This is a genomic window from Aeromonas sp. Y318-3, from assembly GCF_027706185.1.
Classification (GTDB): domain Bacteria; phylum Pseudomonadota; class Gammaproteobacteria; order Enterobacterales; family Aeromonadaceae; genus Aeromonas; species Aeromonas veronii.
This window is the reverse complement of sequence record NZ_JAPDCN010000007.1, coordinates 13,572-25,833: the sequence shown is the minus strand read 5'-3', so window position 1 is coordinate 25,833 and position 12,262 is coordinate 13,572. Positions and strand designations below refer to the sequence as shown.

The window sequence follows — 12,262 nt, the reverse complement described above, 5'->3', positions numbered from 1 at the left end:
TAATTGAGCCTTTTGGTGTTTTTATGGCAAGAAGGTAAACGGCAGCCATAAAAAAACCGGCATCAGGGATGCCGGTTTTTTGTTTGACGATGAGAAGTGCGGCTTAGCGCAGGATCATCTCGTCACGGCCCGGGCCGACGGAAACCATCGGAACCGGTACGCCGAGCAGCTCTTCGATACGCAGCACGTACTGCTGGGCAGCGCGCGGCAGCTCTTCGAAGGTGCGGCAGCCGGTGATGTCTTCGCTCCAGCTTTCCATCTGCTCGTAAACCGGCTTCAGGGCGGCAGTTTGCGGCCAAATCGGGTTCTCGGTGTGGGCACCTTCGTAGGCCACGCAGATCTTCAGATCCGGCAGACCGGTCAGGCAGTCCAGCTTGGTCAGGGCCACTTCGGTGGCGGCTTGCAGCTCGACACCGTTCTTGGTGGCGACCGCGTCGAAGTAACCGACATCACGGGGACGGCCGGTGGTGGCACCGAACTCGTTGGTGATCTTGCGGAACTCGTCCTGGTTCTCCATGGCGGTCAGCAGAGTGCCGGTACCGACAGAGGAGCTGAATGCCTTGGCCACAGCGATGACGCGCTCCGGGCGCAGACCCGGCAGACCGCCACCGATACCGGCGTAGGCGCCGGATACGTGGGAGGAGGTTACCCAGGGGTATTCGCCGTAGATCAGGTCACGGCCAGCGCCCAACTGCGCTTCGAACAGCAGGGTCTTGCCTTCTGCCTGCAGCGCTTTCAGCGGCATGCTGACGTTGCACACGGCGTCGATCCACGGTGCAGAGACTTCCAGCAGCCAGTCGGCCATTTCCTGGGCAGTCTGGGTGAATTCGAAGGAGGGGTAGATAGCCTTCATCTGCGGTAGTTTCCAGTCCAGCATGAACTGGATGCGCTCGACCAGCACGTCCGGCTGTTTCAGCCAGCCAACCAGGATCGCTTTCTTCATCACGCGATCGCCGTAGGCAGGAGCGATGCCCTGACGGGTGGAGCCATAGGCGCCGTCACCCAGACGTTGCTCTTCAAGGGTATCTTCCAGTGCGTGCAGCGGCAGGCACAGGGTTGCGCGGTCAGAGATGGCCAGCTTCGGAGTCACGCCGGAGGCTTTGACTTCCTCGAGCTCGACGGTCAGTTTCTCGGGGCTGATCACCATGCCCGGGCCGAGGACAACCAGGCAATCCGGGTTGAATACGCCACTCGGAACCTGGTGCAGCTTGAAGGTGCCAAGGTCGTTGACCACGGTGTGGCCAGCGTTGTTGCCGCCCTGGAAGCGAATGCTGGCGCCAGCTTGACCTGCCAGATAATCCACGATGCGGCCTTTGCCTTCATCACCCCAGTTAGCACCTACGACTACGATAGACGACATGACTCTTTCTCCTAAGACGTTAGGCGTCCATCCTAGGAGCCTGATGCGGATTAGAAAAATTAATTATCTTTATAATTCCGATAAGAGAACCATATAATTATGGCCAATTAAGCGGCAAACTGCTCGATTTTGCCTGACAAGCCCCGCACCTCGCGGGTTGAGGGACTCTTATGCTGGATATTCACTGGCTGCAAACCTTTGTCACTCTGGCCCGATTGCAACATTTTGGTCAGACCGCCACCGAGCTGCACATGACCCAACCCAATGTCAGCCTGCATATCAAACGGCTGGAGCAGGCGACCCGGGTGCGGCTGATCGAGCGCAGTCCGTTTCGCCTGACGCAGGCGGGGGAGCGGCTACTGCAAAGCGCCGAGCGCACCATCGCCGAGTTGCAGCTCTGCCAGTCCGATCTCAATGCCCTCAACCAGCTGAGTCAGGGGACGCTGGCCATCGCCGCCAGCGACATTATCTCCCGCCTGCTGCTTATCCAGCCGTTCCAGCGCTTCAAGCGGGAGTTCCCCGGCATCGACCTCACTCTGTTCAACACCACTTCGGATCAGGCCGCCGAGCTGGTCAAGGCGGGCAAGGCGGATCTGGGTTTTGTCATGGCGCAAAAGCGCAGCGAACCGCTCTTCTATACCGAGCTGCAACAGGTAACCTGGTGCGCCCTGGGCCACGGCCTTGCCCGCTGGCAGGCGCGGGCGGTGGCGGGGGAGAGCGATCCCCTCGACGAGCCGACCCTGATCCTGCTCGGTCACGACACCCGCACCCGGGCGCTGATCGACCCGTCCCTGCCGCTGCTGGCCTTGCCCCCCTGCCGCATCATGGAGGTAGGCAGCGTGGACGCCCAGCTCGATTGGGCCGAGGCGGGCTTTGGTGTCGCCATCGTGCCGGACTTCTCCCTGCATCCGCGCCTCAACCTCACCGCGCCGGTCACCAGCCTCGGCGACTTTCCCGGTACCAGTCTGGGCTACGTGGTGCGCCAGAATCAGGTGTTGTCGCGGGCCATCAAGCAGTTGCTGCACTGGGTGGAGGAGGAGATCCAGAAGCCCAACCCCTATCTGACCCGGGTGATGGAGCCGTAGCGGGGCGGCAAGGTGAGCAGGCCTATCGGGGTGACTAAGCCGCCATCAATTGTCACTATCGAACGCGCGTAAACAATCAGGGCAGCCGAGGCTGCCCTGATGCGTTTGTGGGTGCTGACCACTCAGTGCTGCGGCGGTGTGGCTGCACTGGTGGCAGGGGAGGGCAGTGTATCGGTTTTATCCTGCGGTGGGGTTTCGTCAGCAACCGCGCTGCTGGCAGGCTGGGTTGCCTGCTCTTGCGGCGTAGTGGCCGCAGAGGCGCTTTGTGGCAACTGAGCCGAAACGGCAGCCGATGGTGCTGGCGCCGTTGACGCTGCGGCAGAGGGAGCCACTCTTTCCCCCTCGGTGGGCGGCGTAGCAGTGAGCTCGGGGGTGACCTCAAGTGCCTCTTCGGGCAAGGGATTAACCTCTGTGGCTTCTGTTGCCACTGCGGTACTGCTGGTGGCGGTCGCGTCGGAGGGCGCCTCAATGGGCGCAGTCGCCCCGTCCGCGGCACTCACCTCTGCCGTTGGTGCAGCCTCCGAGGCCGATGGCGCTGGTGTTAACGGCTCCGGTGTCAGCTGTTCCGCGGTTAACTGCTCGGGGGTCAGTGGCAAGGGGGCTGGCGGTTGATCCGACATCCCCGCATGGAGGGGCAGCTCGGTTTGCGCCTGCAACTGCTCGGGGGTCACTTTGCTCAGGGCAGGATGCAGCCGACTGAACTGCTTGACCCGGGCCAGCAGGGTATCGCGCACGGTACGGACGATGGGGTCCGGCAGGCTGGCCAGCGCCACCAGTTCGGCACTCATCCCGATATTGTTGATGGCGGTGGTCTGTCCCGGATAGAGGTTGGCGGTGATGCGGCTGCGCTGGTAGTAGGGGTGTTGTTTGAGCAGCGTGTCGATCTGCTCCCCTTCGATGGGGATGAGGCGCACCTTGCAGCGGCTGATCAGATCGCCGACCGCCAGACTGGGGTGACCGGCTACCACAAAAGCGGCATCCAGCGAGCCATCGCACAGCCCTTCCAGCGGTTCGCTGTCCGACTTGAGTTGATAGGCAGCAAACTGCCCGGGTTGCCATCCCATGGCCGCCATCAGGGCCTGGCTGGTGATCTGCTCACCGGCGCCCTTGTTGCCAGGATAGACCCGCTTCCCTTCGATATCTGCCAGGGTGGTGATGTCGCTATTGGGGGCGGCCAGCAGGGTCAACGACTCCTGATAGAGGCGAAACAGGCTGCGCAGCTCATTGTTGGCCCCCTGCCCGCTGAAGGGGCCGGTGCCGTGCAGGGCGTGGTGCAACACATCGGATTGTACCAGCGCCAGCTGTACGTCCCCCTTGTCGAGTGCCTTGAGGTTGGCCATCGAGCCACGGGTGCTCTGCACGGTGCAGCTGTCCCCATGCAGGGCATGGCCGGCATTGAGCACCCGGCAGATGGCGCCACCGGTCGGGTAGTAGACCCCGTTGAGCGGGCCCGTTCCGATAGTCAGCGCTTGGCTGCCAAAGGGGAGCAGCGCAGAGAGTGCACAGAGGGGGAGCAGAAGGTGATGCAAGATCCGTAGAGACATAATTGACCGTTGACTGAGTTGACCGCTGGCTGATGACACAGGGAAAAAGGGATGGGGCTTGCCCATCCCGTTGCTGGCTGATCAGGGCTTGTTGTGGTTGAGGATTGCCCGCTCCATCCGCGCCAGCGCGTCGGTCAGCCGTGCCCTGGTGCAGCCGAAGTTGAGCCGCACGAACTGACCGTCGCCAAACTGGGCGCCGGGGGAGAGACCAACGCCGGCCTGCTCGAAGAAGGCGATGGGATCGGCAAGGCCAAGGGCGCTCACATCGATCCAGGCCAGATACGTCGCCTGATGACTGGCCAGCTTGACGCCGGGCCAGCGGGTAACCGCTTGCTGGATCAGGGCCAGATTGGCTGTCAGATAGTCGAGTTGCTCGGTCAGCCACTGTTCGCCCCCCTCATAGGCCGCTTCGGCGGCGACAAAGCCCAGCAGGTTGACGTCGGCGCTGATGCCGCGCATCGCCTGCTGTAGCCTGAAGCGCAGACGGGGGTTGGGGATAATGGCGAAGGAGCAGCAGAGACCGGCGATATTGAAAGTCTTGCTCGGGGCCATCATCACCGCGCAGCGCTCGGCTGCTTGTGCACTGATGGCGCCGTAGGGAATGTGGCGGGCGTTTTTATCCAGCAGCAGATCGCAGTGGATTTCATCGGAGCAGATCACCAGATTGTGGCGCGCGGCGATGGCATCGATGGCCAGCAGCTCGTCACGGGTGAAGATGGTGCCGCCCGGGTTGTGGGGGTTGCAAAGCAGCAGCAGATCTGCGGCGGGAGCCTGACGTTCCAGCTCTTCAAGATCCAGCACCCAGCGACCGGCTTCCTCAATCATCGGCACGGTGAGCAGGGGACGATCATTGAAGCCCGGTGCCTGCAGGAAGGGGTAGTAGACCGGCTTGGGAGTGATGATACCGCGGCCATGCTGGCTCCACGCCTTGCAGGCAAGGTTGAGCCCCGGCACCACGCCGGGCAGGAACACCAGCCATTCGGGCTCGATTGCCCAGCCATAGCGGGTCGCCATCCGTTCGATAATGAGTTCGATCAGGCGCGGCGAGGGGCGTGAATAGCCGAAAATGCCGTGGGCGACCCGTTTGGTTAACGCCTCAATCACGGACGGGGGGGAGACAAAGTCGGTATCGGCAACCCACATGGGCAGCACATCCTGACCCTTGTACTTGTCCCATTTCAGGCTCATGGTGCCACTGCGGTCTACTTCCTGATCAAAATCAAACATGCGAACTCCTTGTGCTGGCAGGATGGGCTTTCACTCTACGGGGTCGCGGCCTCCCTCGCAAGGCGCACACCTGCTTATGCCATCCTTGAGCCCGCTCTTGATAGTGACATAAGATAGGCGCCGAATTTTCATACGGCTGCCGCCCGCTAGCCCGTATCGTCCCTCCAATCAGTGGTAACCCTATGAGCTTGTCGATAGCGGCGGTCAAACGCCCTGACCCCGTCTCTCTTTCGTTTCTTGCCGTGACCTTTATGACCGGCGTCGCGGTGGCACTGCAGGTGCCTACCTTAAGTCTGTTTCTGGCCGAAGAGGTGCAGGTGCGCCCCTTTCTGGTCGGGCTCTTCTATACCATCAATGCTGTGGTGGGCATTCTGGTCAGCCAGTGGCTGGGCCATCGCTCCGACAACAAGGGGGATCGCAAGCGACTGATCCTGCGCTGCTGCTTTGCCGGGGTAGCGCTCTCCTTGCTGTTTGCCTGGAACCGCAACTACTGGCTGCTGGCGAGTCTGGGGGTCATGCTTGCGGCGCTGGCGGCCACGGCCAGTCCCCAGCTGTTTGCGCTGGCGCGGGAGTATTCTGACAGCCGCAACCGGCGGGCGGACATGTTCAGCTCGGTGATGCGGGCCCAGTTTTCGCTGGCCTGGGTCATAGGCCCGCCCATCGCCTTCGCGCTAGCCATCGGCTACGGCTTCGAACTGATGTACTTGGCCTCGGCACTGGCCTATCTGCTCTGCGCCCTGGTGGTGTGGCGCTGGCTCCCCTCTCTGCCTTTGCCCAAGATGGCCGAAGAGACAGAGCGGGTCAGCAGCTGGCGGGATCCGGCGGTGCGGGCGCTCTTTATCGCCTCCACCCTGATGTGGACCTGTAACAGCATGTACCTCATCAATATGCCGCTCTATATCACCCGGGAGCTCGGGATGGATGAGAAGCTTGCCGGTATCCTGATGGGCACGGCGGCGGCGCTGGAGATCCCCTTCATGCTGCTGGCGGGTTATTACACGGCCCGTTTTGGCAAGCGCCCCATGATGTTGTTGGCGGTGCTGGCTGGCGCGGCCTTTTACACAGGTCTGGTGACCCTCACCGACCAATACGCCCTGATCGCCTTGCAGCTGTTCAACGCCATCTTCATCGGTATCGTGGCGGGGATCGGCATGTCTTATTTTCAGGATCTGATGCCGGGGCGGGCCGGGGTAGCGACCACCCTGTTTGCCAACAGCATCCGCACCGGCTCCATCATGGCAGGGGCCATCGCCGGAGTGGTGGCGGAGGTGTGGAGTTTCCACGGGGTCTTTATGGTGGCGCTGGGATTGGCGCTGGTGGCACTGGCCGCCAGCTGGCGGGTGCCCAACGTCTGACGGGGGATCTGGCTGTTATTTATCGTGCCGGGGCTGGGCGTGCGGAAGCGGCGCTGATTCGCCCTGATATTCGTTGCGCAGGCAGCGCAGCAGCAGCTCGGTCGCTGGGCCGAGAGATTCGGGGGAGAGGGTCAGCAGGTAGGTGTAGAGGTGGCGCTCGTTGCCGCTCTCCAGATCCAGCTGTATGAGTGAACCTTCCGCCAGCTCCCGCTCTATCAGATGGCGCGGCAGCCAGGCATAGCCGAGGCCAAGGCGCAGCATGGCGAGCACTTCGTGGTAGTGGGTCGCCTTCCAGCCGGTGTCATCCGCATCGTTCCAGTCCACCGAGCGGTGAATGGGGGGATGAAGGCTGATCTGGTTGTGGCTGGTCAGCACGTCGCTGCGGATGGGCCCCTCCTCTTGCGCCAGCGGATGGCTGGCGGCGCAGAGAGGCAGCAGGCATACCTCGTCCAGCAACAGGCCGGTGCGATCGCCGGGCAGGTGCTCGGAGAGCATCAGGTCCCCCGGTTGCAGGGCGTTGAAGTGGCAGTGAATGCGTTCGTGCAGGTTGACCCGGCAACCCCGGCTGCGGGGATAGAAGCTGGCCAAGGCCCGATAGAGGCGATCCCTTGGTTGCAGCGCCGAGACATAGAGGTTGATCTGCGGCTCCCACTGCCGCTCCAGGTTGTTGGCCAGATTCTCCAGCTCCTCCACCTGCTGGCTCAGCTGACGGGCCCGCTTGAGGAAGATCTCGCCCGCCGGGGTAAGCACCGCCTTGCGGCCGCGCACCTCCAGCAAGGGCACCCCCAGACTCTGCTGCAACTTTGCAACCGCATGATTGAGGGAGGACTGGCTCTTGTTCAGCGCCTCGGCCGCCTGGGCGTAGCCGCCGCAGTCGACTACCGCCTGAAAGATCCGCCATTGCTCAAACGTGCTCTTGGGACGAAACATAGTTCAACCTGATTGGAGATAGGATGGTCAGTGGTTCGAACAGGGAGCCTGTGCTCCCTATTCAATTTAACCCCTGCCGTACAACACTCTGGGTATTTTATTGATTTATTTGGGCTGAGCCGCCTGTTTATTTTGGCTGAGCCACAAAGGTTTGGCCGGTTTTGCCGCGGCTGTCCGACCCCATCAGGTAGAGGTAGAGGGGCATCAGGTCGGCCGGGGTCTTGAGGTTCATGGGATCTTCCGCCGGGAAGGCGCTGGCGCGCATCTTGGTGCGGGTGCCGCCTGGATTGAGGGTATTGACCCGCACACCGGTGTTCTCAAGCTCGTCGGCCAGCACTTCCATCATCCCCTCGATGGCGAATTTGGAGATGGCATAGGTGCCCCAGTAGGCGCGCCCTTTGCGCCCCACGCTGGAGGAGGTGTAGACGATGGAGGCATCGCCCTGCGTCTTGGCAGTCTGGCGCAGCAGCGGCAGCAGCGCCTGGGTCAGCAGGAATTCCGATTTGACGTTGACCTGCATCACCTCGTCCCACTCCTTCTCCTGAATGTGTTCAAACGGAGAGAGGGTGCCGAGCAGACCGGCGTTGAACAGCACGCCGTCGAGGCGGCCAAACTGCTGGGCGAAGGTTTCGGCCATGCCGCGGTAGTGGGCGGCGGTGGCCCCTTTCAGATCCACCGGCACGATGGCGGGCAGCGGATAACCGGCCGCTTCAATCTGGTCATACACGGCTTCGAGTTTGGCGCTGGTGCGGCCGAGCAGGATCACGGTGGCACCGTGAGCGGCGTAGGTGAGGGCGGCTTCGCGGCCGATCCCGTCGCCGGCACCGGTGACCAGAATGACTTTATCCTTGAGCAGATCGCGGGGCGCCTGATAATCGAGCATGACAACTCCTGTTAACAAATTCCGGCCATAAGTGCATGGCAATCGGCGCCAAGTGTACTGATCCGCGCGCCTGTTTGACCAGCCAGCGGCAAGAAAAATGTGAAGAAAATAGAGAGGTTGTGATGCTCGGGTTGGTTTTTCCTGGCACTGGCTGCGATTTTTTGCGCGCCTCCATCAAACTCCCTAGAATGTGACGAAAACCGATCCATTCTGGAGTCCATCGTGACATTTCTGACCGAATATGGCCTGTTTTTGGCCAAGACAGTGACCTTCCTGCTGGCCATCGGCGCCATCATCCTGATGATCGTCAGCACTCGCCAGCCGAAAGCGCGCAAGGGTGAGCTGGTGGTGACCGATCTCTCGAGCGAGCTGGAGCAGGGGCAATTTGCACTCAAGAGCGCGCTCGCCAGCAAGGCCGAGCGCAAGGTGATGGAAAAGCAGCAGAAAGAGGAGCAGAAGAAGCGCGCCAAGGCGGGGGATGAGCGCAGTCGCCTGTTCGTGCTCGATTTCAACGGCAGCATGGATGCCAAAGAGGTAGCCTCCCTGCGCGAAGAGGTGAGCGCGGTGATCGGCGTCGCCCAGCCCGGCGACGAAGTGCTGCTGCGACTCGAATCCGGTGGCGGCGTGGTGCATGGCTATGGCTTGGCCGCTTCCCAGTTGCAGCGACTGCGCGATCGTGACATCAAGCTCACCGTGGCTATCGACAAGGTGGCGGCGAGCGGCGGCTACATGATGGCCTGCGTGGCGGACAAGATCCTGGCTGCCCCCTTTGCCATCGTCGGCTCCATCGGGGTGATCGCCCAGATGCCGAACTTCAACAAGTTGTTGAAAAAGCACGATATCGAATTCGAGATGCACACCGCCGGCCAGTACAAGCGCACTATCACCATGTTTGGCGAGAACGACGATCTGGGGCGCGAGAAGTTTCGCGAGGAGCTGGCGGCGATCCACGAGCGCTTCAAGGCCTTTGTGGCCGAACACCGCCCGCAACTCGATATCGATCAGGTCACGACCGGTGAACACTGGCTGGCGAGTCAGGCCAAGGGGCTGGGGTTGGTGGATACCCTCTGCACCAGCGATGACTACCTGCTGGCGCAGGCCAGCCACCACAAGGTGATCGGCATCAGCTATCGCAAGCCTAAAAGTCTGACCCAGAAGCTGGGACAGCAGGGCGCGCAGGCGCTCGAGGCGGGATTAGGGCGTCTGTGGCAGCAGAGCCCCTGGCGCTAACCCGAGGGAAATCCCGCGATAAAAAGGCCAGCCGATGCCCATAGGCTGGCCTTTTTGCATCCGGTTGTACCTTGCTGGTGAACAAAGGTTGTTTCTATTGAGGCCCTCTGTTACAACTGAACGCTTTCCCCGTTTATGACAGGATCTTGTGGTAAGAGCTGCGGGGCATGGAGCATAGCGATGTCATGGAGCACCTTCAGGCAATTTACCCCGCTGGTCTGGATCGTCATTCTGGGCACCTTCATGGTGCGCACCAGCTACTACATGGTGTGGCCCTTCCTCTCCATTCTGCTCTATCGGGAGTATGACCTTTCGGCCACCTTCATCGGCCTGTTGCTGGGGAGCTCAATGGCCCTCTCTACCCTGGTCAGTTTTTACGGCGGCTGGCTCTCTGATCGCTTCGGGCGGCGCAGCATACTGCTGGCTGGTTGTCTGGTGGCGATGATCTGTTTCGGCCTGCTCGGCTTCTCCCATGCGGTGTTCTGGCTTGGGGTCGGGGTGATGGGTAGCGGCCTCTCGTCGGGGCTCATCGATGCCCCCGGCAAGGCGCTGATGGCCGACAGTCTGGCCTCGGCCAAGGCGCGGGAGCTGGCACTGCACCTGCGCTATTTTCTGCTTAATCTGGGGGCCGCGTTGGGGCCTCTGCTAGGGGTGACTCTCGGGATCAACGCCCAGCAGGAGACCTTCCTGTTTCTGGTGGTGAGCTATTTGCTGCTGGCGCTGGCCTTTGGCTGGGGATTTCGCCGGGCTGGCAGCACAGGCAAGCCGGGTGCAGCTGGCCCCGGACTGCGGGATGCCATCAAGGTGTTGCTGGCGGATCGCGCCTTCCTGCTGCTGGTGATGGCCAATCTTCTGATGGTGCTGGTTTACTCCCAGTTTCACTCGCCGCTGGTGCAGTATCTGACCCGGGCCGGTATGCCGCAGGTGGCCGAGCTGGTTGCCCTGCTGGTGGCGACCAACGCCCTGACCGTGGTGCTGCTGCAGTTTCCGCTGCTGCGGTTGTTGTCACGCTGGCCGGTGCGGGTACGGCTTCATATCGGCATGGCGCTCTTTCTGGCGGCCCAGCTGCTCTTCGCGCTGGGGGACCCGATGGTGCGCAGCCACTGGTTTGGTGCCGTGCTGCTGCTCAGCATCGGCGAGACCATCCTCTTCCCCCTGCTCAACGTGCTGATCGACCAGATGGCCCCTGCTCACCTCAAAGGGAGCTACTTTGGTGCCAGCGCACTGGCCGGGTTGGGAGGGGCCGCAGGTGCCCTGCTGGGAGGCTGGATCCTCGAGCAGTGGAGCGGTCAGTGGCTCTATGCGCTGATGGCGCTGCTTTGTGTGGCGATTTTTGCGCTTTATGAGTGTGGGGCCAGAGTACAGCGTCCCGCTGTGGCCACGTCTGTGGTTGAGCGGAGCTGACCCGGTTAATGCGGGGATCTGTGATGCTGAATGTTCAGTGCGTGCTACCCGGCGTCTTCTCTTTGAGCGCCTTCTTGGCTGCGTACATCCTCTCGTCGGCGAGCCGGATCAGGTTTAGCCCGTCGTCGTAGTGCTCCGGCCCGGTCTGCACTATGCCGATACTGAGGGTGAGATCGCCCAACTGCTCCTTGACGGTGTTGATCAATCGTTTGAGATAGATATCCCGCGCCTGACTCTCGTTGCAGTTGGGCAGGATCAGGCAGAATTCATCTCCCCCATAACGAAAGCAGCTGTCTTCGGCGCGAAAGACCTGACGGATGCAGTGGCCAACGATGCGCAGGATCTCGTCTCCGCGCTGGTGACCTTCGGTATCGTTGATTTGCTTGAAGTTGTCGATATCGAGATAGGCGATGGCCATGGGTTCGGCACGGCGCTGACAGGTGCGCAGGCTCAGCAGCAACAGCTCGTTGAGGTGGCGAACGTTGAGCAATCCGGTCAGGGCATCGGTGCGGTTCAGCTCCTCCAGTTGCTTGGTTCGTTCGCGTACTTTCTGCTCCAGACTCTTGGCATAGTTCTCCGACTTCTCTCTGGAGGACTCTATTTCCGACACCAGACTGCGAATGTAGGTTTCGAAGACCAGAGTGATGTCGAACAGAAAGAGTTTGTCCAGTGCGGCCAGCATGACGAGGCGCTCCGGTTCATCGTGGATCTGCTCGAACATATCCTCGATCAGCAGGGCTTTGAGGGTGTTGATGGCGGCCAGATAGAGCTTGGGTTCGACTCCGATCCGCTTGTGAACCAGCCCGATCCGCAGCCGGTTGTTGACGTACTCCAGATCGTAATGGCCGCTGAAGAGATCGAGCACATAGCGCCGTTGTGCGGTGCGCAACCGTATGAGGGTATCAGCATCCCCGATCAACAGGGCGATTTCGGTGATGGCCGTCTGCTGCTGGTAGAAGCGATCCACCAGGGCGTCTATCCGTGGTTCTATCTTGCTGCAATAACTTGCCAGCCGCGCCACATCCTGCTCATTGAGCAGCAATAACTCCTTGCGATGGGCAATTTCGAAGTCGGTGATCCTCATCTGCTCAAGCAGGGTCTGTTCGGTCGGATTCATCGTCGTCCTCGGTTTATTACTGGGCGTTACGCTGTCCATGAGGTGGGACAAACAAGCAGGCGTGGCAACTGATAGTGTAGTCAGTGAGACTGGTGGCGCGCGCAATGCCCCCGTATGGCGGGGGCCA

Annotated in this window: 10 protein-coding genes; 4 read left to right on the top strand and 6 right to left on the bottom strand. The window is 61.4% G+C overall.

Translation table 11 applies throughout. The annotated features are described in order from the left end of the window. Window positions 1-103 precede the first annotated feature (103 nt). A complete protein-coding gene (locus OKB77_RS11195; protein WP_005347796.1) occupies window positions 104-1,360 on the bottom strand; it encodes an adenylosuccinate synthetase in 1,257 nt (418 codons plus the stop codon). 170 nt (window positions 1,361-1,530) lie between these two features. On the opposite strand from OKB77_RS11195, the gene OKB77_RS11190 reads away from it, so the two are divergent. After that, complete coding sequence (locus OKB77_RS11190; RefSeq protein WP_005353868.1) at window positions 1,531-2,445, top strand: LysR family transcriptional regulator; 915 nt, start codon at window positions 1,531-1,533, stop codon at window positions 2,443-2,445. A 122-nt stretch (window positions 2,446-2,567) separates the two neighbouring features. On the opposite strand, the gene OKB77_RS11185 is transcribed toward OKB77_RS11190, so the two are convergent. Both OKB77_RS11185 and OKB77_RS11180 read right to left on the bottom strand, forming a co-directional pair. Further along, on the bottom strand, window positions 2,568-3,989 hold the full coding sequence (locus OKB77_RS11185; RefSeq protein WP_270817635.1) for a TAXI family TRAP transporter solute-binding subunit: 1,422 nt from the start codon (window positions 3,987-3,989) through the stop codon (window positions 2,568-2,570). Window positions 3,990-4,070: 81 nt separating this feature from the next. Continuing rightward, window positions 4,071-5,216, bottom strand: a complete 1,146-nt coding sequence (locus OKB77_RS11180; protein ID WP_204383845.1) for a MalY/PatB family protein — start codon at window positions 5,214-5,216, stop codon at window positions 4,071-4,073. A 182-nt stretch (window positions 5,217-5,398) separates the two neighbouring features. On the opposite strand from OKB77_RS11180, the gene OKB77_RS11175 reads away from it, so the two are divergent. Next, entirely contained in the window at window positions 5,399-6,571 is a 1,173-nt protein-coding gene (locus tag OKB77_RS11175; RefSeq protein WP_005334914.1) for an MFS transporter, read from the top strand. A gap of 15 nt (window positions 6,572-6,586) precedes the next feature. Here OKB77_RS11175 and OKB77_RS11170 read toward each other — a convergent pair whose 3' ends face one another. Together OKB77_RS11170 and OKB77_RS11165 are read right to left on the bottom strand one after the other, a co-directional pair. Further along, window positions 6,587-7,501, bottom strand: a complete 915-nt coding sequence (locus tag OKB77_RS11170; protein ID WP_247823263.1) for a LysR family transcriptional regulator — start codon at window positions 7,499-7,501, stop codon at window positions 6,587-6,589. 127 nt (window positions 7,502-7,628) lie between these two features. Then, on the bottom strand, window positions 7,629-8,384 hold the full coding sequence (locus tag OKB77_RS11165) for a YciK family oxidoreductase (RefSeq protein ID WP_040069067.1): 756 nt from the start codon (window positions 8,382-8,384) through the stop codon (window positions 7,629-7,631). A gap of 222 nt (window positions 8,385-8,606) precedes the next feature. Here OKB77_RS11165 and sohB point away from each other — a divergent pair, with 222 nt between their 5' ends. After that, the gene (gene sohB / locus OKB77_RS11160) at window positions 8,607-9,614 is read left to right on the top strand and encodes a protease SohB (RefSeq protein WP_005347779.1); all 1,008 of its coding nucleotides are present in this window, start codon (window positions 8,607-8,609) and stop codon (window positions 9,612-9,614) included. 180 nt (window positions 9,615-9,794) lie between these two features. Next, window positions 9,795-11,018 (top strand): MFS transporter, encoded by a 1,224-nt coding sequence (locus OKB77_RS11155; RefSeq protein ID WP_270817634.1) that lies wholly within the window; start codon window positions 9,795-9,797, stop codon window positions 11,016-11,018. A 34-nt stretch (window positions 11,019-11,052) separates the two neighbouring features. Here the strand turns inward: OKB77_RS11155 and OKB77_RS11150 are convergent, their stop codons facing one another. After that, window positions 11,053-12,135: a diguanylate cyclase gene (locus OKB77_RS11150; protein ID WP_123172560.1), complete on the bottom strand. Its 1,083-nt coding sequence runs from the start codon at window positions 12,133-12,135 to the stop codon at window positions 11,053-11,055. Window positions 12,136-12,262 lie beyond the last annotated feature (127 nt).